The sequence below is a fragment of the Mycobacterium sp. NTMscope_Eco_3 genome (assembly GCF_976985685.1).
Genome location: NZ_CDRJYZ010000002.1, coordinates 149,934 through 171,352, shown reverse-complemented (window position 1 = coordinate 171,352; position 21,419 = coordinate 149,934). Strand labels below are relative to the sequence as shown.

The following is a 21,419-nucleotide window of genomic DNA, read 5'->3' as shown; positions in this document are numbered from 1 at the left end:
TGACGATTCGGTAACGGCGGTTTGTGAGAGCACCTCCCGGGCATCATCTTGTCGGTCGCGGGCGTCGCGTAACGCCCGAGGCGATGTGAGAGTTGAACCGTGGTGATGTCGCGGTGATGGGCTTACACAAGCTGACCGCCGGAGACGGGTACATGTACCTGATACGGCAAGTCGCGGCCGCCGATGCCACCGAGCGCGGTCGCCCCAGCCTCAGCGACTACTACAGCACCAAAGGTGAATCCCCCGGCGTGTGGATGGGCGGTGGTCTGGCCGCACTCGGCCAGCCCGTCTCACGCGACCCCTCTGACCCGATCGTCGCCGACCTATGGGCAGTGGCGGCGGGATCTCAGGTCAGCGAAGACCAAATGAAAGCCCTATTCGGGGAAGGCTTGCACCCCAACGCCGATCGAATCACCAAGCATCTGACCGGCATTGGCCTGGGCCAATCCGGGGCGCTTGCTGCCGCACGGCTGGGTCGCCCGTTTGCCGTCCACGACACCGAAAACCAGTTCGTCACCCGGTTGCGCCAGGCCTACCGCGACTACAACATCACGGTCGGCAGCGGTGAACACGACAGCATCGCCGCCGACGTGCGGGCCCGGATCCGCACCGCGCTCGGGCGCGAGATGTTCACCGAGAAGCACGCTCGCCCGCCCGCCGATGACCGGGAACTGTCGGGATTCATCGCACGCAATTCACGAGCAGCCACCACCGCAGTGGCCGGCTACGACCTGACCTTCACCCCGGTCAAATCCGTCTCAGCGTTATGGGCGATCGCGCCGACACCGATCGCTCGCGCGATCGAGGAATGCCACCGCCAGGCCGTAGCCGACACGCTGCGATTCCTCGAAGAACACGCCGCGTTTTCCCGCATGGGCGCCCACGGTGTTGCTCAGGTCAACACCACCGGATTGATCGCCGCCGCCTTCGATCACCGCGACAGCCGCGCCGGAGATCCCAACCTGCACACCCACCTGGTGATCAGCAACAAAGTGCAAGCGATCGCCGCCGACGGCGTCCCGCGCTGGCTGGCCTTAGACGGCACCCCCCTGCACCACGCCACGGTCGCGGCCTCGGAGTTGTACAACACCCGCCTCGAAGCCCTGACAATCGCGAAACTGGGCGTCGACTTCGCCGAAACCGCGGCCAAACCCGGCAAACGGCCGGTGCGCGAAATCGTCGGCATCCCCGCCGAACTAATAGAGAAATACTCCTCACGCAGCGCGGCGATCGACCACCGCGTGGGCCAGCTGGCCAAGCAATTCCACACCACCCACGGGCGTGAACCCACCGTGGTCGAGATGCTCGCACTGTCCCAGCAGGCCACCTTGGAAACACGCCAAGCCAAGCACGAACCACGCTCGCTGGCCGAGCAGCGCCACGCCTGGCGCGTGGCTGCCGTCGAAGTGCTCGGCAGCCAACGAGCCCTCACGGCCATGGTCGCCGACGTCACCAACCAAAGCCCGTCCCAACAAGTCGCCATCACCGATCAATGGGTCGACGAGCAGGCCGCCGCCGTGATCGCCACCGTCTCAGAGAACCGAGCCACCTGGACGGTCAACCACGTACGCGCTCAAGCCCAACGCGCCCTGCGTTACGCCAACCACCCGGGCGGACCCGACCTGGTGAACCGCATCGTCGCCAGCGCGCTCGCCGCGCACAGCATCACCTTGAGCAGCCACGCCGACACGGAAAAAAACGAGCCAGCGCCGCTGCTGCGGCGCGACGGTTCCAGCGTCTACACCCGCCATGACACCACCGTCTACACCAGTGCGGCCATCATGGCGGCGGAGCGGCGCATCCTGGCCGCAGCCACCCTGCGCAACGGGCGCGCCGTCGATGACACCAGCATCGGTTTAGCGCTGGCCGAAACACATGCCAACCACGGCCTGGAACTCAACCAAGGACAAGCCGCCATGGTGCGCGACATGGCCACCTCCGGAGCCCGCCTGCAGCTCGCACTCGCCCCCGCCGGCACCGGCAAAACCACCGCCATGACCGCCCTGGCTGCTGCCTGGCGCAACAGTGGCGGCACCGTCATCGGGTTGGCACCCACCGCCGGCGCGGCCGAAGTCCTGGCCCAAGACCTCGCCTCCCCCACCGACACCATCGCCAAACTCATCCAGCTCGCCGACACCGGCCACGGCAGCCCCGCCGCCGCCGATGACCCCGCTCGCACGTGGTTCGACCGCATCGGATCAGACACCCTGCTCATCGTCGACGAAGCCGGCATGGCCTCGACCGCAGACCTCGACACCCTCATCGCCCACGCCCTTGCCCGCGGGGCCAGCGTGCGCCTCATCGGCGACGACCAACAACTGGCCTCGGTCTCGGCCGGCGGTGTCCTGCGCGACCTGGCCGAGCGCCACGACACCGTCACCCTGAGCACCGTCGTGCGCTTCACCCACCCCGAAACCGGCAAGGCCGAAGCCGCCGCCAGCCTGGCGATGCGCGCCGGAGATCCCGCCGGAATCGGCTTCTACATCGACCACCACCGCGTCCACGTCGGCGCCGATGCCACCGCCGCCGACCTGGCCTACACCGCGTGGGCCGCCGACCGCGCCGCCGGGCGTGACTCCATCCTGCTCGCCCCCACCAATGATCTGGTCGCCCAACTCAACGAACGGGCCCGCCTCGACCGGCTCACCCACACCCCCAACTCCCCGGCCAGCAACCCCCACGATCCCCACTCGGCGGCCACCGTCACCCTCGCCGACGGGCTAACCGCCTCTGCCGGCGACTGGGTCGCCACCCGCAAAAACGCCCGCTGGCTACGCACCACCACCCACGGCGCCTGGGTCAAAAACGGCCACCGCTGGATCATCCGCACCGTGCACGACGACGGCTCGATCACCGTCGTCCCCCTGCGCGGTCCGGCCACCCCCGTGCGCCTCCCCGCCCGCTACGTCACCACCTACACCACGCTGGGATACGCCAGCACCATCAACGCCGCCCAAGGCATGACCGCCGGCGGCCGCGACACCGAAGGAACCTGCCACATTGTCGGCTCCGACCGCCTCTCACGCCAACAGCTCTACGTCGCGCTCACCCGCGGCCGCACCGAAAACCATCTCTACGTCTCGACCGCCGAAGCCGACCCGCACCGCATCCTGACCCCCAAAGCCACCCACCCCCCCACCGCCGTGGACATCCTGACCACCATCCTGGGCCGCGACGGCGCCCAACAATCCGCCCACACCCTCGCCGCCGCCGAAACCGACCCCTTCAACCGGCTGCACCTGGCCGCCGACATGTATTCCGACGCGCTGACCGCCGCCGCCGAACAAAACGCCGGCCCCGACGTCATGGCCCGCATCGACACTGCCGCCGCACACCTGGGCCACCACCTCACCGACGCCCAAGCCTGGCCCGTGCTGCGCCGCCACCTGGCCCTGTTGGCCATCGAAGGACACGACCCCATCGACGCACTCCACGACGCCGCGGCCACCCCGCTGGGCGACGCACATGACCCGGCCGCCGTCCTGGACTGGCGTCTGCCAGCCCCCACCGGCGTCGACGCGGCAGACCGTGGACCGCTGCACTGGCTGCCCGCCATCCCCGACGTCATCACGACCGACCCAACATGGGCGACCTACCTACACGCCCGCGCTGACCTCGTGCGAGAGCTCGCCGATCACATCCGCGGCACCGCCCGCGCCTGGGATGCCACCACCGCACCCGCCTGGGCGCGGCCCCTGCTCGACGGCAACCGCAACCTGCTGGCCGAAATCGCGGTCTTTCGCGCCGCCCACCACGTCGATCCCGCCGACACCCGCATCACCGGCCCCGAACAGCACGCCAACCGCTCCGCGATCATCCAACAAGTCATCCACTCGCGCCTCGACGCCGCCCTGACCCGCGCCGGCGCCGACACCGCCCGCTGGCGCCAACTGGCCGACACCATCAACCCCCACCTCACCGACGACCCCTACTGGCCGCGGCTGGCCACCCACCTTGAGGGCGCCGCCCGCGCCGGCGCCGACGTCTCCGCCCTCCTCCACGACGCCGCCACCCAACACGGGCCCCTGCCCGCAGACATGCCCGCCGCCGCCCTGTGGTGGCGCCTGGCCGGCACCCTCGCACCCCCCTCACTGGAAGGCACCGACACCAAACTGCGGCCCCCCTGGACCGCCGAGCTGCACCACCTATTCGGAACCCGCATCGCCGAAGCCATCATCACCGACCCCGCCTGGCCCGGCCTGGTCGCCGCGGTCACCGCCGCGAGCTGGCCCCCACACGATCTGCTCGCCGCCGCCGCCGAACACCTGCACGACATCTCGGCCACCCAGACCATCCGCCCCGACGAATACGCCCGCCTGCTCACCTACCGCGTCGAACTGCTCACCCACCACGCCGCCACCATCGACCCCGACATCCCCCACCCCGCCGAGCGCGCCGAAACATTCACCGGCCAACAGCAATTCGACCTCACCGACCACCACATCGGTGACGCCGACCTGCACGAGCCCCCACCCGACCCCCACGACTACTCCTACGGGTTCGTCGAAGACGACCTCGGCGACCTCGACATCGCCGACCTGCCCACCACCCGCCCCCACACCCCGGCCCACGTCGACGACATCGACATCCCCGCCCTACGGGCCCGCCGCGACGCCGCCCACCACCACGCCCGCCAACTCGTCGACGCCATCCTGTCCGGCGGCGGTGGACCCGCTGAACGCGCGGCCGCTGCAGAACTCGCCAAGCTGCACCAACGGCTCGTCGAACAACGCCCCTACCAGCAGGCTCTCGCCCAGGCGCATGGCCGCTGGGTGCACGCCGAAGACACCGCCGAGCTGCACCATCAACTCCTCACCCAGCTTGCCGCCGCGATCACCGCGGCCACCGAACGCGGCGACCACGACATCGCGGACCGCTACCAGCAACACCACACTCAGGTCAGCGAACAAACCGAGCACGTCGACGCCGCGGTACGCACCGCGCGCGACCGCCTCGAGGGTGCGCGCGCCGACCTCATCGACAGCGCCGGCGGCCAGGCCGGCATCGTCACCGAACACCACCTGCACGCGCGCCGCGCGCAAGCCGTGCGCGCCGACACCGACACCCTCAACCTCGCCCGCCGACGCGCCCGCAACCTTGATGACCAGCTCGCCCGCGCCGAAGCCGCAGCCGCCCGCTCGCTAGCCCAAACCCCCGCCCACACTTACGATCTGGGCGCCGATCTCGACCAGCTTCAGGCCGAAGTCGACTTCCTGGACGCGGCCAGCGCTGCCAGCCCCGCCGCCCTCTACACACCTCCGCCGGCCGCCCTCGATGGCCTCGACGACGCGCATCGCCGCGCCGTTAGCGCGCTGACCACCAACATTCACAGCGTCCAGCTGCTCCACCTGCATCCCGGTGCCGACAAAACAGCCACCCTGAGCGCCCTCGCCGACACCGCCCACCACCACAACAAGACCACCTTGGCGGTCACCGGCTCCGACAACGCCCCTGACCACACCTACGCCGACACCACCACCAGCATCGACGACTACCGCGCCGACCTCACCGCCCAGCGACACAAACCACCGCTGGGCAGCCTGATCATCGTCGACGACGCCGACACCCTCACCCCGGCACAACTGCGCTGGCTCGCCCACACCGCCGCGGCCACCAACACCAAACTTGTACTGGTCGCCACCCCCGGTGATCGACAGCCCACCCACACCCTGATCGCCGTGCTCACCAACGACCTGCCCAACACCCAACACCTCGGCACCCCCGACCCCGGCCGCACCCAACCTCGCACCGCCATCGAGCGCGCCGAACACTACCTCGCCGCCACCAGCACACCCAGCCCCGAGCGCAGCCGCGCCGTCGAAGTCCTGTACCAACGCACCCAAGTGCTTGCGCAGCTGCGCGACATCGCCGCCACCGCACAGCGATTGGACTCCATCGCCGAACGCGACCGCACCCGCGGCCGCCACCAGAACCGCGGCAACGGCCTCGAACTCTAAAGTTCACCCGATCGCGGCCGACCTCGCGCCTTCGACACCAGTGGGTCTACGCAGGTTTCCCACTCGTCGCTCTCCGCACTTTTCTGCGTCGTTCACCGAATTTCGATCGTGCATCGGGTGGTTACGAGCGATGACCTCGAATCGGCTAGTGACGTACAGCCTGCGATCTCACGCGGCTGTAAGCCAGCAAATGGAACACCGCGACGGTACGATCAACACACGGAGGTCATCCCGGCGGGCGACGCAGCCCCCGACCTCATTCATCGAAATCTTCGGTCCTTCTCCATGTTTCGTGAGGATAGCTATGTGCGACGAACTGTTTTCTGGCTTCAGTGAAACCGGGTGGGATGAGGCTCCCTGGGACGTCGAACCGACCTTCACTACCGCCGAGTTGCAAATCCTCCTTAACCCCGAGCTCTCGGTCGCAGAGGCGGCCGAACGCGTGGGTTGTGTCGAACACGACGTGCGGCGCTTGCGGCGAACGTCCTGACTCTCCTGGTTACAGGTGGCGGATGGTCGCCGCCCGTTTCAGGCTGCCGCACGTGTCACCTCGCGGCGCTGTGTGACACGGGCCCACGGGCTGGGTACGCAGAGATTGTCTGACCAGCACGCAGAACGGAGAAACACTCATGGGCAACGTCTACGTCGAACCGCGACCCAAAGGCCGCGAAGGAGACGCTATCTCGCACTATGTCGTCGAAGACCACGCTGATAGCGAACTCCACCGGGCCTCAACCCAGCAGGATGCGATCGACTGGGCAAAAAAGCAGGGTCATTCACCACTGGTGGCGCGCGTTCGGCATCTCACCGACAAGAAGAAGCCGGACCAGTGGCGGGCCGTCTGACTCGACATTGTCGGACAGGCGCTAGTGGATTTGGTTGGTGAGCTTGGTGACCAGTGCGGTGTTGAGGTAGCTGGTGGCCGCAGGTCCGCCGGTATTGAGGGCGGTGATGGTCGCGGGATCATCGATGACGACCAGGGTGCCCCCGAAACTGGTGTATTTGGCGGGCAAGCCGGCGTACCCGCCGCCGCCGGCGGCGGGGTCGGTCCGCAATAGCAGCATGACGTCGCTGCGCTGGCCGATGTAGTCGACGTCGTTGATGTTGAAGGGAACCTGCGGTGGGCCGCCAGGGCTGCGCTTGTAGTGGGGGTTGTAGGTGAAGCCGATGCTTTCCAGGTAGCTACTCGGCGGTGACGGGGTCGCCGCGGCCGTGGTCGTGGTCGTGGTCGTGGTGCCTGTGTAGTTGATCACGACGGCCGATTTGCCGAGAAAGCTGCGGTGCTCGGAGCGGATCGTGTTCTGCTCGGATTGCGCCTTGTCCAGTAGCGTCTTGGCGGCGTCGGTGCGACCCAGTGCCGTGGCGACCCAGTTCAGTTGTGTCTGCCACGTCCAGTCTTGGCTGTTGTCGGCGGGCCGGGTCAGTGTCGGCGCGATCGAGGCCAACGCGTTGTAGGTAGGTTGGTCGACGTCGCCGGTGTCGATGATCAGGTCGGGTTTGGCCGCGGTGATGGCGGCGGCATCAGCGGCCGCGAATACCGGTGGGGTTGAGTGCATGAGCGGTTGCAACCAGCTCGGTGTGGTGGCGCCAGCGGCGTTGATCAAGACCGGCTGAGCGCCCAGCGAGAGCACAGCATCGGGGTCGCCGGGTCCGAGTGCGGCGATGGCCACCGGGCGGTGCTCGAGTTTGAGGGTGCCGAATTTGGTGTTCAGGGTTTGTGGCTGGTAGGGGCCCAAGTCGCCGCTGGTGTGACCGAACAGGTGAATGCCCACCACGGTGGCCGCGACCAGGGCAGCAACAAGCACTGTCGCGCCCACGATGAGACGAGTGCGTTTGCGGCCCTTGGGCGTTGGTGCGGAACCGGCAGGGCCAGTCGGCGTTGGGCCGGACGGTACACCTGCGAACTGTTGGGGCATAGCACTGTTCGGTGGCGCGGCTGCTCCGCGGGGATCATAGGCGGGCCACACCGGCTGGGCGTGGGGCGGCGTCGGTGGATAGCTCAGCGTGGGATTGGTCGCGTTGCTCGCCCGGGGCCCGGTGGGGCCGGTGGTGGTCGGTGGCGCAGGGTTATTGGTGAATGCGGCGCTGGTCGCCGCGGCCAGCGCGCCGGCCGTTTGGAAGCGCTGATCGGGGTCTTTGGCGAGCGCGCGGGCGATCACGTCGTCGATCTCAGGTGGTAAAGAGGGGTTGATTTCTGTCGGGTGCGGGACGGGTCGCATCAGGTGTCCGGCCAGCGTTGCCGACAATGAGTTGTCTTCGTAGGGGGTGCGGCTGGTCAGCAGCCGAAACAAGGCGCAGCCCAGGGAATAAATGTCGGTGCGGTGATCGGCCGGGCGGCCTTCGATGGTCTCGGGCGCCGCGTAGGCCGCGGTGCCGACCATCGAGCCTGTCGCGGTCAACGTGGTCGCATCGTCGAGGGCGCGCGCGATGCCGAAGTCGGCCAACAACACTCGCTCGTGATCGCTGCCCGGTGACGAGATTAGGAAGTTTCCGGGTTTGATGTCGCGGTGCAGCACCCGGCGCGAGTGTGCGTAATCGAGTGCGGCGGCGACGTCGGTGATGATGCGCACGATGCGGGTCGGGGTGAGGTTAGCGCGCGCCAAATCGTTAGCGGCGGTTCCTTCGACGTACTCCATGGCGATCCACAGATGCCCGTCGGTTTCGCCGCGGTTGTAGACCCGCACGATGTTGGGGTGGTTGAGGGTGGCGGCCAGGTCGGCTTCGCGGGTGAACCGGATCCGGAACTGGCGGTCCACCGACAGCTCGGCGGACAGAATCTTCAGTGCATCGCTGCGCGGCAATGTGGGGTGGCGGGCCAGGTAGACGGTGCCCATTCCACCTGAGCCCAGCACGTTTTCGATGCGGTATCCGGCGATGACGGTTCCTACGGCAAGCGGCATGAGGGGCTTACTTTCCGGTCAGCATGCGGTATTGGGCGGCCATCATCTGATGTAGTGCGTGTTCTTGTTCGTTTTGCATCTCGTAGGCGTAGCGGTCCGCGCGGGCCACACACCAGTAGGCCAGGGTCTCGTTGAAGCATTTCGCTTTGGGCATGCCACTGATCCCGCGAACCTGGTTCGGGCCGGTCATGTCAGCCACCAGGCGCGCGGCTGAGCCGCTGTCCGGGGTTTGGTAGATCCTGGTTTCCACCACCCAGGCCACCTGTTGCACGGCAGCGGATTTGAACAGCGCCGCCAAATGCACCGGGTCGTCGGGAGCCAGGTGCAGGGCGCCGTGCGCGTCATAGACGCCGTCGCTGATCGACTCGTTTTCTTGCCGGGGTGCCACGGTGCGCGCCATGAGGCCATCAGGATCCAGCGGCAGTTGAGCCATCTGATCAGGTGGCGTGGGTTTGAATTGGTCGACCAGCGGCTGCTGTACATCGAGGGTGGTGGCGATCAATTGGGCTGCCCTATCGGCGTTGTCGGCCGACGTTGCGGCTTGTGCCAACACGTATTGTCCGTGAGCGCTGAGGGCGGTCACCGTGAAACGCGGCCCCCCGGGTTCGGGGTAGTGCGCGGTCCAGGTGTAGCTCAGCGCAGTCGTTGCGGGGTACCGGGGAATCGAGACTGGTTGGGTGGGGACAGGTTTGGTGTCGAATGGCATGGTCAAGGACGCGCCTTTGGCGGCCATGTCGGCGATCGCGGCGGTGGCGTCGGCGGGGCTGGCCAGTTCCAACACCATGTTGAGCAGGTCTTTGTAGGCGCCTTTGTCGGTGTGACGGGCGCTGGAAAACCCGGCCAGCAAGTGGTGGCCGTTAAGGGCCTCACCCAGCGGGGCGCCCAGCAGCGAGTTGACCGCGTCAGTGTCTTTGACCACGCCGGATTCCATTTGCGCGAAGTCGATCAGGTCGGGGTCGACCTCCCAGGGGCCCACCACAGCGCTGGCCAGGCGGCGCCCTTCTGCCCACCCGCCTTGCAGCGCGTCGCTGGCCACGCCGATCGGGGGGCGCGGGGCGGTGGGAAAATTCCCGACATCGAGCAATGCGAGATCGACACCGTCCGAACTGGCCTCTCCCGGGGCTTTGATGGCGCTGCCCGCGATCGTCGTGCTGCATGCCACCGTGATCGCCGCGGCCGCGACGGCGAGGATCAAGGTGAGTGCGCGGACCTTCATGATGTGGTCAGCATCAGGTATTGGGCGGCGATGACTTGGTGGGCTTCGACCTCTTGGGCCGCTGTGGCTTTGAAGGCGTACCGCTCGGCGGTAGCGATGCACAGGAAACGCACGGCGCCCAGGTCGGTGCTGTCGGATCCGCGGTCAAAGCAGCGCGCTGAGGGTAGCCCGTTGATGCCGGGCGCGGAGTGGTAGCCCAGGAACGGGACGTCGATACGCACGAGACCGTCGGCGGCGCGCTGGGCGCCGGTGGTATCGACTGCCTCGTAGACGGTGGTGCGGTCGACGGCGACGCGGGCGATGCCGGCGTCGTTGTACATCGCTTGGGTAGCGATTGGGTCAGACCGAAAATGCAGGGAGGCGTGCGGGGAGTAGACCGCGGACTGATTGATGCTGGGCTCGGTGGCCGGCACGGTGCGGGCCAGCAGCCCGGTCGGGTCGGCGGGCAAGGAGGCCAGCTGGTCTACAGGTGTGGCTTGGAAGTGGTCGGCCGAAGGGCCTTGCAGGTCCAGGGTTTTGGCGATCATGTCGGCGGCTGCGGCGGCGCTTTCTTTGGAGCCGGCGAACTGGAAGAACACGTAGGGTCCGTGCGCGGTGAACGATTCGGCTTCAAAGCCTCCTGAGAGGGCGGCAACGTCGGCCACCGCGGCCGGGTAGCGCGGAATGGGGAGTCGGGTGGCCCAAATGTTGCCTGGGCGCACGGTGGCCAAGTCGGCTGCGCCCATGGCGGCTGCGGCGTCGGCGGCGTCTTGGGTGGTGGGGAAGCGCAACACTCCGTTGTCCAGGATCTTGGGATTGTCGCTGTCGGCCTGTCCTTTCGGTGGTGGCGGGGTGGCGCGGCCGCTGACGAAGCCGGCTACGAAGTGATGTGCGGTGGCGATCGGGGCGATTGTTTCGCCGCGCACCAGCACCGAAAGCCGGCCCGGGTCGGATATGGCGGTGGTGGGTGCGATTTCCGCGTTCGTCGGGCTGATGAGCTTGTCATCGATCTGCCAGGGTCCGGTTACCATGTCGGCCATGCGCTGGGCTTCGACGCGGTGCCCGGCGGCGTCATCGGCCACGTTGCCCAATGGCGGTCGGGGTCGGCGCGGATAGTTGCCGGGGTCGAGCAGCGCCGCGTTGGCCGCCGCCGGTGCTGGGCCGCCGGACTTCACGGCGTTACCGGTCACGACCGACGAGCAGCCGCTGCTGAGCGCGATCCCCGCGGTAATGAGGGCGGTCAGTAGCGGCAGTGATGCGCTCCAGCGTGCATACATCCCCGCGGTGTGAGCCATGGTTCGGTGTGTCGGTGTCACCGGGATGATTCCTGACCCCGCGGTGACTCCGTCTTTCGCGAGTGGCCTGTTTTTCCCGACCAGCGGCGCAAGGCCATGCGATCGACGAAGATCGCGCTAGCCGCCCGGCGTTCTGAAATCGCTTTGTCGGCGACCGCCATCACTGCCAGCTGTCGTACCCGGGCACCAAGTCGTCTCTCTTCCTGGCGGATTCGGTGCCATTTGGCGCCGTCGGCGTCCAGGTCAGCACTGTCGTTGAGGTAGTCGAGTGCGGCGTCGATGGCGCACTGCTGCAGGTCGGAATTGTCAGGGTAGAGCAGCGCGGCATCGCGCGCCGCGCGTTGGAGACGGGCCCGCTGAGCGGAGTTGAGATGGCGGGCTCGCGGTTGGCTCATCGCTGCGGTCACGAGCGCACTGGGTGATCCCTCGGGATCGGCTACGCCGTGTGTGCCCATCCCTCTCCCCCTTTGCCGCGTTGCCGCGCGACTGTGTCGGTCTGGAACCAGATCAGAAAATGGTAGCCGCTGCTACCAGCACGTCAGGCGCGATCGCCAATTTTGTTCATGATCAGTCGGGTGACGTCGCCCGCGCTGTGGCCTGGGGCGGGTGCAGTAGCAGCAGCAGCAGTGTCGCGGAAGTAGGTGATAGAGACCTCGACGATGCAGTTGTCGCGCGCCCCGAGCGCATGCATCTCGCGCAACCGGGTTTCTTGGTCTTGGTTTGCCACGGTGGCTTCCACGACAGAGGCGTCAGCATGCACGTCGCCGACCTCGTAGTGATAACCCACGCCGGCATCTACGCGTGCGCCAACACATCTGGTCCATTGCTCGGTGAACTTCGCGAACAGCGCATCGGCGGCGGCCATTGTCGGCAGCGCAACCACACCCTCCTCCAGGTCAATCACCGTCGGATCGTGATCGGCGTGCGAGTCCCACCACTGTTCGTGCGCGACATTGAGGACCTGGGCGTTGGTGTACACCTCACCCATCAGGATGTGGCTGAGCCCCGCGCAATCGCTTTGTCTAGCGCCGGGCCAATCCCAGAACAGCTCCCCGGGGCCGCCGAATACAGGTGCCCGGTCGATTTCGAACGACTGAGTAAATACGTGCGAGAGCTCGGTGTCGCTCAGCATCGCGTCTTTGATGACCTGGCCGGTCAGGGCGCGAGGTTTAAGGTTGGGTGCTGCCCGCACCGCGCCGTGGACAACATCGGTGCACCCGACCGTCATCGTGATCAAGACCGAGGACACCACGAGCAAGGCAAGCCGAATAACCCTGGGCGACAACCACATCCTGGTCATCGTCATTCCTTTCTTTGTGCAGCCTCGCGGCCACACGGTGAGTGCATTGCCAGCCGATTTTGAGGCCGCCCACCATCGGCGGCAGAGGTTAATGCGGGGTGACGCGGTCGGCCATGCGGGTGGCGATGGCGATGGCCTGATCGTTGCGATTGAAACCGCAGCTGTTCACGTCGATGACGACGTTGTTGCGTGCGGTAAGCGCCCGCTGGCATTGCCAACCCTCGGCGCCTTCCTGGGTATTGATGACGCTGACCATGCCGCCACGATTGGCGACGGTGCCTACCATCCAGATTCCGTCATGAAGGGCCGGGTCGGGATGCAGCGTGATGCCGTTGCATTTCTCCCAGGCTTGGGCTTGCTTGTCGACAAAGTCGTTGGCCGCCTTAGCCGTTGAGTAGTAGATCGCTCCGTCATCGACGATGGTCTCGGTCATGCGCGGGTCTGAGACCGCTTGGATCCGCACCCCCAGATAGCCGCTGTTGTCGAGTTCTCGTTGCAGCGCCGGGTGATGGACGCCGCCGCACTCAGGGTGATCGTTGTCCCCGCCGGAGAAGGCCAGCGTGTCATTCCGCGACACGTCGGCCCTAGGCGTGAGATTTGAGACGCCCAGCATGCTGTTGAGGGTCGTCACATCCAGCAGCACGCCTGGCAGCGCAGAGAGTGGCATCGTTGCCGCAGGTGTGGAGCTGGGGCTGGGCGCGGTTGACGTGGCACTCGAGCGCGGAGCGATCCTCACGTCGGCGGGTCCGTCGGAGCCGCTGGCGAAATTGATCACGAGCCCGACGCACAGGGCGGTGGCTACGACTGCGGACCCAGCCGTTATCCACGCCAACGGCAGCCGGCGACGGTTCGGTGCGGGCCGGGACGGCGACGGCGAATAGCCGGCCGGCGCGCCCCACGCCGGCATTCCCGGTGCTGCAGGCGGTATCGAAGCCGGCCCCGCAAAACCGATAGGCCGGCGAGGCAACACAGTCGTGATCTCCTCGCCCGGGCCAGGGCCGAAAGCCGGCCGTTGACCGGGTTGGTAGACATCAATTGCCTCGGCCTGGGAGTCAGCGGGAGCCGCAGCCCACTGCGGCACCACATGTGATGTTGGGGCGTCATGCGCGGCACGGGTGATCGGCACGTTGGGCTGGTCAGGCATTCGGTGTCCTCCAGGAGTAGGTGACGGCGTGGCGCAAAGGTCGGTCGCTGCGGTGGGGTGACCGTTATCAGCGCCGGCCGGGCCGCTGCCGCAGCCGCCAGGCGCGAAGTCGTTCATTTGCATGCCCCACATTGAAACACAGCATGAAACAGGGCGCAATGCTTTGAAACATTGCACTGCTGTGTTTTTATTGCTAGCGTCTGCGTCATCCCAACCGGGACCGGACACCAGCACCCACGTAAGCGCCGCGTCGTTCACCAAACGCCCGACCTCGATCACGACCCCCGCCAGCATCCAAAGACGAAAGGACCGCCCCGATGACAAACCTCCCTCCTCTCCCCAGCGAGACCCGGTCTGTTGCAAGACCGTTCGCGTCTTTGCAGCTGCCAGCTGACGTGCGCCTGTTCCACACGAACCAAGATTTGGCCTGCCGGCAAGACCCCGAGCTGTTCTTCGATGCACGCCGCCGGCACCGCGCGATCAAGCGGTGCGCCGAATGCCCCTTTCTGGGCCGCTGCGGCTACAACGCGGTCGCCACTGGCGCCACCCACGGCGTTTGGGGCGGAGTGATCCTGCCCGGCGACTACCCGCAGGACCTCAAACCCGTCTACGCATTCCTGGCCGCCCAGTTTGAGCGGCGTCGCCACGCCGAGATCGGTGATATTGCGGTGGCCCCGCTACCGCAGCCCGCCGAACACACCGAGACCCACCACCAATCCCCCAGCTTTCGTGCCGGCGCCGCATAGGAGAGCCCCATGAGTACCGTCATTTCAGAACCTCGCGCGATCGCCAGCGTCGACGACAGCGCCAGCCAACGACTCCCCGTCTGCGGCCCGGCCCGTGGATCGGGCACCGCCAAGCACGCCACAGGTCGCCGCACACCGCGCCTGACCGCCACCGTGCGCTCGACCATCCTCACCGCCGCCGCCTTAGCCCTACTACTGACCGGCTGCACCACCACAGAAGCCGGGCACCCCAGCGCCGCACCCGATCTGGGGCGCTGGCAACCACCGGCGGTCTTGCCTCAGCACCTTGCCGATCTGCTGCTCAAAGACAGCGACGTCAACACCATCGCGCACACCACCGCCATGGCCGTGCGCAAGCCGATCTCGCAGATGTGGCACGACGAGGAGACAGTGTCCAATCCCGGCTGCCTAGACATCTACCAACCGGCCGAAGCCGCCGTCTACCAAGGGAGTAACTGGACCGCGCTGCAAGGCCAAATACTTGACGACGCGGCACCCGTTGCGCCCAAGCACGCGCTGATGCAAGCCCTGATCGGCTTCCGCGACGCCGATTCAGCCCAGCAATTCTTCAGCCAAGCCAAGACACGCTGGTCGGGCTGCGCCAACCAGTCAATCACCGTCATCACACCCGGCCATGCTCCCCTTACCTGGAATCTCGGCGAGCCACAGAGCACCGACACCACCTTGGCCGCCACCCAGACCCACTCAGGCCCGAGCGTCGCCAGCTGCCAACGTGCCATGGGGATCGCCAACAACGTCATCATCGACGCTCTCTGGTGTGGCTTGGACACCACCACGCAAGCAAGCGACATCGTGGCCAAAACCACCGCTGGGATCTCCCGAGACTGAGCGCGCCCCAAGGGACTTGACGCCGGCTCGCCACGAACGGCGGGCCAGCCCCATTCCCCTCGATATCCTACCCCTTACGGAGCGACTATGTCTTGGCCCAATGCCAACCAGCAACCATCCGGGTACCCCCAGCCATACGGACACCAGCAACCCCGCCCCTATCCCCCCGCCGCGGGGCCGTACCCCCCTGGCGCGCAGCCCTACCCGCCCGGCGCGCAGCCGTACCCGCCCGGTGTGCAGCCCTACCCCCCTGCGGCACATCCCTACGTCCCGTCGCAGGTCTATCCCCCGCCCCCACAGCCACCTGCCGCCGCGGCGCCCTGGCCGGTCCCGCCGTCATCGCAGGCGAGCCACCCGATGCACCCCGCAGCCGGCGATCAACGCCTGTTTCAGGTGCGCATCAGAAAGCACACCGGCGCGATCATCCTCATGTTCAACCAGACCTACACCGTCACAGGGACTCTCGCTCAATGCGAGGCCGCGCTACGCAATGCTTTGCTGCACAATTTGCTCGCCGGTTGGTGGAGCGTGGGGTCAGCCCTGATCTGGAATTGGGTTGCCTTAGTCGAAAACCACAGTGCGCGAAAGCATCTGCACCGCCAAGCCACCCAGGCCTACACCGCCCAACGCGCTCCGTGAATTCAGCCCACCGTGCCAGCCAACCCCACGACCTTTACCTAGCTTGCGTGAGGTTGGTTGCTTTCTGACGACGCGGCCGCGACGTCGAGCCGCGCGCACTTCCTGTTACGTGATCGTCAACTCGGCGATGAGATTCTCGATCGCTTGTGCGACTTCGGGCGCAATGGGACGTTCGGCTTCGACATCTTGAAGCACTGCTAGGGGCAAGCCGGCGCCAGTCGCGGCCTCCTCCAGGCTTAGCTCTGCACGGTGGCGGGCCCCGTAAAGCCGCTGGCCCAAAGTGGCCGTCGGCGAGCCAGCAGCCCGCATCATCACATCGTTGTAGCTGCGCCGCACCCTACTCAATGCCTTCACGGCCTCAGGGCCGCCCGTGGCGTGGCGCGCAGCGCTGGCAGCAAGCCCCTCAAGCTTGCGTAGATCAGCCAGGATGGTGGTGGCTTTGGCGATGAACCCCGGCGCGGTTGGGTCAGGCAAATCAGCGATGGCCGTGCCCAGGGTTTCCATGGCCAATTCCACCGTCCGCGCCATCATCGGCGCCTGAATGGACTCGGTCAACACCTCGGTCGCCTCGTCGCTGACCGACTCACGGGTAGCAGGCATCAGAACAGGGGCGGGCGACACGGGCAACGCCGGAGCAGCGCCTCGCCGCAGGCTTGTGATGTAGCCCGAAGGCCACCCCAAAGTCTCTTCCAGCTTCGCCAGCGTTTTTGCACGTGGCCAGCTCACACCTTTTTCGAACTTAAGCAGGGCGCTCGCGTTGAGAATTCCGCGCCGGTCGATTTCGCGCTGAGAGAGCCGTAATTGTTGGCGGCGCTCAGCGACCGCGCGGCCCGCGCGCACCACCCCAGGATCCCTTTCGCCGTCCCACGACGGGTATTCGGTCTGAACCGGACTCAATGACTGGGTCGACTCATCACGTGCAACGTCCAAGGTAAGGCGCACTTCCACCCCGTCAGGTGCCCCCAGGTGCAGGGTCGTGGCACCGGTAATGAGCACCGCGCTGCGCGCCACGCCATCGACGAACATTCCGTTGGTGCTGGCGTCAATGGCCTGCCAGCCCGCGGGTTGGGGTTCGAGGCGAACATGCCGCCGCGAGACACGCTCGTCATCCACGCCGACCGCGGCCCCGGCCTCTCGACCGATAAAAGCCACGCCGGCCGCCGGGCTAAGGGTGTGAGTCGCCCGACCTACCCGCGCAATCAGCGTGGGCATGTTGGTCAGTTGGCTGGTTGTCAATTGTCGCTCCCTCGTCCGCGCTGCTGCGGTGTTATCAAACATAGCGCTCGGTGGAAGGGTACACCCCTTGGCCATGCGCCCTCTAATGAAACAGTGCATGGCCGCGATCCCTGTTAGCATCGCCTCCGCGCATACACAGAGCGTGACCGGTGACGCTGACAGCTGCCATCCAGCGGTTTTACTACCCCGATAGGCGTTACGCCCACCCGGCTGGGTGGACATACTCCGGGGTAATCCGATAGCTCGGTGCTATGGTTTTGAACATTGCGCCATGTTTAGTGCTTGCGTTAGTGTTGAGCGCAAGGCTGTGGTGTCCGTCGCCGGCAGCCGCAGTCAGAGAGGTTTCCCCATGCGCCACCTGCAGCCGCCCCCGCCAGCACAGCACTACCCGCCCACACCGGGCCTCGCGCCCGTCGGCCCCCAGCATCCCTACGGGCCGCCGATCCAGGCGCTGCACCCCCTACAACCGTTCCCGGGGCCGGTTCAGCGCGGGCCGATGCCCTACCCGCACCACTACCCGCCCAACCGTGGTGGGAGTGTTTGGGGGCCAGCCCCGTTCCCTCCACGCGCTCCCCGGGCCCGGGCAGCTGTGCGCGGCAAACGTCTGCCGCTGTACCTGGGTGCAGCGCTTGCCGTGATCGCCGCGACTGTGCTCATCACGGGATTCTGCGCGCCGGGCTTTTTCATGACCAAACAACTCGACGTCACGGCGGTGCAGGCCGCGGTCACTCACGTCTTATCGGACCCAAACGGTTACGGGGCCAGAAACGTCAGCGACGTGACCTGCAACGACGGACACAACCCCACCATCGTCAAGGGTGATACCTTCACCTGCCAGGCGACCATCGACCACATCAAACACCAGTTCGTGGTCACCTTCACCGATGACGCCGGTAGCTACGAGATCGACGCCCCGAAGGGGACGAAGGTCTAAGACATGCCACTCGACGACCCCGGCCCGCCTAAACCGCGCTACCGCAACGCTTTAGGGGCAGGCCTGGCACTGCTGGGGCTGGCGGTCATGTCGCTGATCGCCTTGCTCTTGTTCAACGTGTTGGGCAACTGGGTGTTCGCAGTCAAGCTCGAAGAGGGTTATTTTCCACCAAATTCGGGCAGTGTCGTGCGTTCGGGCCGCATCGCGGTCCTCGCCGCGACCGTGTTGATTCCCGTCGCGGCGGGTCTTGGCGCAAGCACGGTCGCCGTGCGCCCGCACCCCTTCGTGCAGGTGGTTGCGGCAATCACACTAGCGGTTATCATTCCGGTGCTACTGGTTGTGTGGCTCTGCTACGGGCTGGTTTTCTAGGCCATTGCACTGTGCTGCACTGTGTTTCGACGAATGCATCGTGCATGAATACGGTCTCGAGCACGTCCCATCCCCAGCGTCTCGCGCGGCTAGGCTAGGGGTGGCGTGTGATGTTGTCGTTGATCGCCCGGACCAGCATGACGCCCGCGGTGATGGTGTTTTGCCCACACACGCGCACATCGGCAATGATGTTGCGCCGCACGGCCATCGCACGTTCGCATTCGCTATCTTTGTGTCCTGTTGCCCCGGCGGGCAACAGGACGGTGCTGGCGATACCGTCTGTGTCGCTGACGATGGTGATCGTGGCGTGGTCAGCCGGCTGGCCGCCGGGAAAGGACACGGTGACGTCGGTAAGTCGGCACCCCTGCCACGCCGATAACTGCTCGGCTCGAAACTGCTGCGCGGCGGCCTCATCCGGGAACGCAGCGACAGCCTGGATAACCTTATGACGTCCCGGACTGGGTTCCATCAACCCTTGGACCGCCACCCCGGTATACCCCGACCCCGTGTAGGTGGCTTCTAACGCCGGCGCCACGGCGCTTGCGCACTTGGCCGGGTCTATCGACGCATCCGAGGAAAGCGACGTCGACACCTCACGCGGGTTCATCTGCACATGGTTGAGTATGTTGCTGACCTGTTCGGCAGACGCTAACAGACTGGGCAAGGCCGCGGTGTCTACCGGCGGCGCCGCTGGCGGGGCGCTCGTCGCCGATGACGTCGGCGCGGGTCTGCTCGAGGAAGGGACACGGGTGGACGACGGCGCCGCTGACTTCGGTGTCGTTGTTGACTCGTTGCTGCCCAGCACCACCAGCGTGATCACCAGCCCCGTCACCACCACGGCGGCCGCACCCGCAACCCACCATGGCCAACGCGGACGGCGCCGCGGTGGCGGGTATCCGCCCGGACCTATCCCGACTGCGCCGGCCGGGTAGGGATGCGGCTGTTGCCCGGGTAGCACAGGCCATGGCGGCGCGGCTGGCGGAACCTGCCAGTGCGAGGGGCCAGGCGGCGGGGCTTGCCAGGGCGGGGAAGCGCCAGGCGGTCGGCCGACGTGCGCCCCATGCTGCGGCGGGCCCGATGGAGGCGCGGGCGATCCACTCGGCGGGAACGGTGGCACCGGGTATTGCGGCGGCCGGGTATGCGATAGGTCCATCGTCTCCTCGCCGCGAAACTTGTGTGCGCTCATCGTTTCGTCGTCAGGCCCGGGCCCCCATTCGTCACTCATGTTGGTAAGCCTGCCTCAAAGCGGTGAATTGCTCAGTGGGATTGCGCATTAAAGGCCGTCAACCCGAAGATGGACGGCTTTGGCGCCGCCTGCGGCCCACGATTGTCAACTCCGATCTCAGGCGTCGGGGAAGCGTTGGTAACACAGGTCGTCATTGCTGCTGACAACCCCAGAGCGAAACGCGGTGATCCGGGTGAACCCGGCGGGCACGGTCTGCCCGTTGACGTCGCTGGCCACCAGGTGGTTGGTGAGCAGTCCCGCGACGGCCTTATCGAGGTCGCCGGCAGTCAACGTCAGGCCATTGCCAGATGGCAGCGACACCGGACCGGCCATTTTGCGGTGCGCGAGCCCTGTCAGACAAGCGGTCCGCAGTGCACTTACCGGCGAGTCCAGTTTCAGGCCCCGTTCGTGTTGTACCGCAAGGACATACCGCGACATCACGACCGACATGGCGGTGTCGTCGCCTTGAATCAACACATGGCCGGACTGCTCGTCAGCGGGTGCACCCATCTTCTGCAGCTGCGCCAGATCAACGGCGATGGTGTTGGTGGCCGGGCAGTAAGACGCGGGCGGGTGGGCTTGCGCATCAGGGCAATTGCCGCCGCTATAAGACAGCTGTGGCGGACTTTTTGGGGCGAAGATGGCGCTGAGGGTGTCCATCAGCGACGACATGGTCTGCTCGTTGATCGGCACCTCCCCCGTCTCGAGCCGACCGGATTGGTCGTAGGTCAACGCGATCGGCAGGTCCCCCCGACGCTGTTTGACCTCGTTCTCATCGATCACGCCACAGGCCGACGCCCCGGATACGAATCCCATCTGGAAAGCGCTGACCCGGTCGAGTGCGGTGCCGTGCCCTTCTTCGATCAACTCCTGATCTTGCGGGGTCAGGATCGGGTCACGAATAGTCATCAGGCCGGCCAACACGTGATCGAGCCCGTCACCGGTACTGAGGGTGAAGCGCGTCGATTTTCCCTCGGCTACCCAGCGCATGTAGACCCCGCCAAAGCAGTCCGCCTGCTGTTCGCGCACGATCGTCGAGGTGTCCCGACCGATGATTTTGGCCATATTCTGAATGGCGTGGCCGTATTCATGGGCGAAGATTCCGGTGACCGGCATCGGACCAAAGTAGGTCTTGCCGGTGGGGATCAGCACGCCGCGGTCCCAGGCAATCAGATTGCAGCGCGGTGAGAACAACGCGTTGACCAGTTTGTAGGTTCTTTGATGGCACACGATCGGGCTGGCTGGATCCTCGGAGTCATAGGAGATGAGCTCCTCGACGGGCGTGAAGTCACCCTTGAATGATTTGCTGTAGTTGGATTGCCAAAAATCCTGAATGTCGTTGATTGACAGCAGTACCAGCTTGTCTTCGTCCCCGTGGTTGGTGTTCTTCACGGTGCCAGTCGGTGGCGGCGCGTCGCTGCGCGGGCCGCTGGGCCCGTCTACCGCCAGAAGGCCGCCGACGTGAAAAGGGTCATACAACATGGATGAGCCGTGGGCTTTGACGACGGTGGTACATCCGGTGGCCACAGCGATCACGACGACGACGCTCACCGCGGTCGCTGCGGCGGTACGGAGCCATCCAGTCACGTGGCACCCCTATTTTCCATGTTCGTGCTAATGGGTGAATTGA

At 66.1% G+C, this 21,419-nt stretch carries 18 protein-coding genes; 9 read left to right on the top strand and 9 right to left on the bottom strand.

Features of this window, described 5'->3' with window-relative positions; translation table 11 throughout:
• Window positions 1-116: 116 nt before the first annotated feature.
• The 3 genes from mobF to AC0KTM_RS29210 all read left to right on the top strand — a co-directional run bounded on the left by mobF (window position 117) and on the right by AC0KTM_RS29210 (window position 6,802).
• Complete coding sequence (mobF, locus tag AC0KTM_RS29220) at window positions 117-5,957, top strand: MobF family relaxase (protein ID WP_075630229.1); 5,841 nt, start codon at window positions 117-119, stop codon at window positions 5,955-5,957.
• 304 nt (window positions 5,958-6,261) lie between these two features.
• Window positions 6,262-6,447, top strand: coding sequence for a hypothetical protein (locus AC0KTM_RS29215; protein ID WP_047324259.1), 186 nt, complete (start codon window positions 6,262-6,264; stop codon window positions 6,445-6,447).
• Window positions 6,448-6,586: 139 nt separating this feature from the next.
• Window positions 6,587-6,802, top strand: a complete 216-nt coding sequence (locus tag AC0KTM_RS29210) for a hypothetical protein (protein WP_047324258.1) — start codon at window positions 6,587-6,589, stop codon at window positions 6,800-6,802.
• Window positions 6,803-6,823: 21 nt separating this feature from the next.
• Here the strand turns inward: AC0KTM_RS29210 and AC0KTM_RS29205 are convergent, their stop codons facing one another.
• The 6 genes from AC0KTM_RS29205 to AC0KTM_RS29180 form a co-directional block, all read right to left on the bottom strand.
• Window positions 6,824-8,857: a serine/threonine-protein kinase gene (locus AC0KTM_RS29205; RefSeq protein WP_047324257.1), complete on the bottom strand. Its 2,034-nt coding sequence runs from the start codon at window positions 8,855-8,857 to the stop codon at window positions 6,824-6,826.
• A 7-nt stretch (window positions 8,858-8,864) separates the two neighbouring features.
• A complete protein-coding gene (locus AC0KTM_RS29200) occupies window positions 8,865-10,073 on the bottom strand; it encodes a DUF7373 family lipoprotein (RefSeq protein WP_047324256.1) in 1,209 nt (402 codons plus the stop codon).
• Window positions 10,070-11,347, bottom strand: coding sequence for a DUF7373 family lipoprotein (locus AC0KTM_RS29195; RefSeq protein ID WP_231614292.1), 1,278 nt, complete (start codon window positions 11,345-11,347; stop codon window positions 10,070-10,072). Before AC0KTM_RS29195 ends, AC0KTM_RS29200 begins: the two co-directional genes overlap by 4 nt.
• A 17-nt stretch (window positions 11,348-11,364) precedes the next feature.
• Window positions 11,365-11,802, bottom strand: a complete 438-nt coding sequence (locus AC0KTM_RS29190) for a hypothetical protein (protein WP_047324254.1) — start codon at window positions 11,800-11,802, stop codon at window positions 11,365-11,367.
• A gap of 83 nt (window positions 11,803-11,885) precedes the next feature.
• Window positions 11,886-12,647, bottom strand: coding sequence for a sensor domain-containing protein (locus tag AC0KTM_RS29185; protein ID WP_158086685.1), 762 nt, complete (start codon window positions 12,645-12,647; stop codon window positions 11,886-11,888).
• Window positions 12,648-12,735: 88 nt separating this feature from the next.
• The gene (locus AC0KTM_RS29180) at window positions 12,736-13,314 is read right to left on the bottom strand and encodes a sensor domain-containing protein (protein ID WP_074020884.1); all 579 of its coding nucleotides are present in this window, start codon (window positions 13,312-13,314) and stop codon (window positions 12,736-12,738) included.
• Window positions 13,315-14,168: 854 nt separating this feature from the next.
• On the opposite strand from AC0KTM_RS29180, the gene AC0KTM_RS29175 reads away from it, so the two are divergent.
• From AC0KTM_RS29175 to AC0KTM_RS29165, 3 genes are all read left to right on the top strand, one after another.
• Window positions 14,169-14,537, top strand: a complete 369-nt coding sequence (locus tag AC0KTM_RS29175) for a WhiB family transcriptional regulator (protein WP_158086684.1) — start codon at window positions 14,169-14,171, stop codon at window positions 14,535-14,537.
• Window positions 14,538-14,546: 9 nt separating this feature from the next.
• Window positions 14,547-15,386, top strand: a complete 840-nt coding sequence (locus AC0KTM_RS29170; protein ID WP_047324250.1) for a sensor domain-containing protein — start codon at window positions 14,547-14,549, stop codon at window positions 15,384-15,386.
• A gap of 357 nt (window positions 15,387-15,743) precedes the next feature.
• The gene (locus AC0KTM_RS29165) at window positions 15,744-16,025 is read left to right on the top strand and encodes a hypothetical protein (protein WP_052955331.1); all 282 of its coding nucleotides are present in this window, start codon (window positions 15,744-15,746) and stop codon (window positions 16,023-16,025) included.
• A 105-nt stretch (window positions 16,026-16,130) separates the two neighbouring features.
• On the opposite strand, the gene AC0KTM_RS29160 is transcribed toward AC0KTM_RS29165, so the two are convergent.
• Window positions 16,131-17,261: a helix-turn-helix domain-containing protein gene (locus AC0KTM_RS29160; RefSeq protein ID WP_158086677.1), complete on the bottom strand. Its 1,131-nt coding sequence runs from the start codon at window positions 17,259-17,261 to the stop codon at window positions 16,131-16,133.
• A gap of 349 nt (window positions 17,262-17,610) precedes the next feature.
• Between AC0KTM_RS29160 and AC0KTM_RS29155 the strand changes: the two genes are divergently transcribed.
• Window positions 17,611-18,195, top strand: coding sequence for a DUF4333 domain-containing protein (locus AC0KTM_RS29155; RefSeq protein WP_231614245.1), 585 nt, complete (start codon window positions 17,611-17,613; stop codon window positions 18,193-18,195).
• A gap of 3 nt (window positions 18,196-18,198) precedes the next feature.
• The gene (locus AC0KTM_RS29150; protein WP_047323669.1) at window positions 18,199-18,564 is read left to right on the top strand and encodes a hypothetical protein; all 366 of its coding nucleotides are present in this window, start codon (window positions 18,199-18,201) and stop codon (window positions 18,562-18,564) included.
• A gap of 94 nt (window positions 18,565-18,658) precedes the next feature.
• Here AC0KTM_RS29150 and AC0KTM_RS29145 read toward each other — a convergent pair whose 3' ends face one another.
• A complete protein-coding gene (locus AC0KTM_RS29145) occupies window positions 18,659-19,228 on the bottom strand; it encodes a sensor domain-containing protein (protein WP_074020913.1) in 570 nt (189 codons plus the stop codon).
• A 7-nt stretch (window positions 19,229-19,235) separates the two neighbouring features.
• On the opposite strand from AC0KTM_RS29145, the gene AC0KTM_RS29140 reads away from it, so the two are divergent.
• Window positions 19,236-19,496 carry a hypothetical protein gene (locus AC0KTM_RS29140; RefSeq protein ID WP_074020917.1) on the top strand — a complete coding sequence of 87 codons (261 nt, stop codon included), beginning with the start codon at window positions 19,236-19,238 and terminating at the stop codon, window positions 19,494-19,496.
• Between the two features lie 410 nt (window positions 19,497-19,906).
• On the opposite strand, the gene AC0KTM_RS29135 is transcribed toward AC0KTM_RS29140, so the two are convergent.
• On the bottom strand, window positions 19,907-21,376 hold the full coding sequence (locus AC0KTM_RS29135) for a neutral zinc metallopeptidase (protein ID WP_047323672.1): 1,470 nt from the start codon (window positions 21,374-21,376) through the stop codon (window positions 19,907-19,909).
• Window positions 21,377-21,419: the final 43 nt, after the last annotated feature.

Excerpts from the sequence above, each read along its gene's own strand:
- mobF (WP_075630229.1), top strand. The coding sequence starts at position 117 with ATGGGCTTACACAAGCTGACCGCCGGAGACGGGTACATGTACCTGATA.
- AC0KTM_RS29215 (WP_047324259.1), top strand. The coding sequence starts at position 6,262 with ATGTGCGACGAACTGTTTTCTGGCTTCAGTGAAACCGGGTGGGATGAG.
- AC0KTM_RS29210 (WP_047324258.1), top strand. The coding sequence starts at position 6,587 with ATGGGCAACGTCTACGTCGAACCGCGACCCAAAGGCCGCGAAGGAGAC.
- AC0KTM_RS29205 (WP_047324257.1), bottom strand. The coding sequence starts at position 8,857 with ATGCCGCTTGCCGTAGGAACCGTCATCGCCGGATACCGCATCGAAAAC.
- AC0KTM_RS29200 (WP_047324256.1), bottom strand. The coding sequence starts at position 10,073 with ATGAAGGTCCGCGCACTCACCTTGATCCTCGCCGTCGCGGCCGCGGCG.
- AC0KTM_RS29195 (WP_231614292.1), bottom strand. The coding sequence starts at position 11,347 with ATGGCTCACACCGCGGGGATGTATGCACGCTGGAGCGCATCACTGCCG.
- AC0KTM_RS29190 (WP_047324254.1), bottom strand. The coding sequence starts at position 11,802 with ATGGGCACACACGGCGTAGCCGATCCCGAGGGATCACCCAGTGCGCTC.
- AC0KTM_RS29185 (WP_158086685.1), bottom strand. The coding sequence starts at position 12,647 with ATGACCAGGATGTGGTTGTCGCCCAGGGTTATTCGGCTTGCCTTGCTC.
- AC0KTM_RS29180 (WP_074020884.1), bottom strand. The coding sequence starts at position 13,314 with ATGCCACTCTCTGCGCTGCCAGGCGTGCTGCTGGATGTGACGACCCTC.
- AC0KTM_RS29170 (WP_047324250.1), top strand. The coding sequence starts at position 14,547 with ATGAGTACCGTCATTTCAGAACCTCGCGCGATCGCCAGCGTCGACGAC.
- AC0KTM_RS29165 (WP_052955331.1), top strand. The coding sequence starts at position 15,744 with ATGCACCCCGCAGCCGGCGATCAACGCCTGTTTCAGGTGCGCATCAGA.
- AC0KTM_RS29155 (WP_231614245.1), top strand. The coding sequence starts at position 17,611 with ATGCGCCACCTGCAGCCGCCCCCGCCAGCACAGCACTACCCGCCCACA.
- AC0KTM_RS29150 (WP_047323669.1), top strand. The coding sequence starts at position 18,199 with ATGCCACTCGACGACCCCGGCCCGCCTAAACCGCGCTACCGCAACGCT.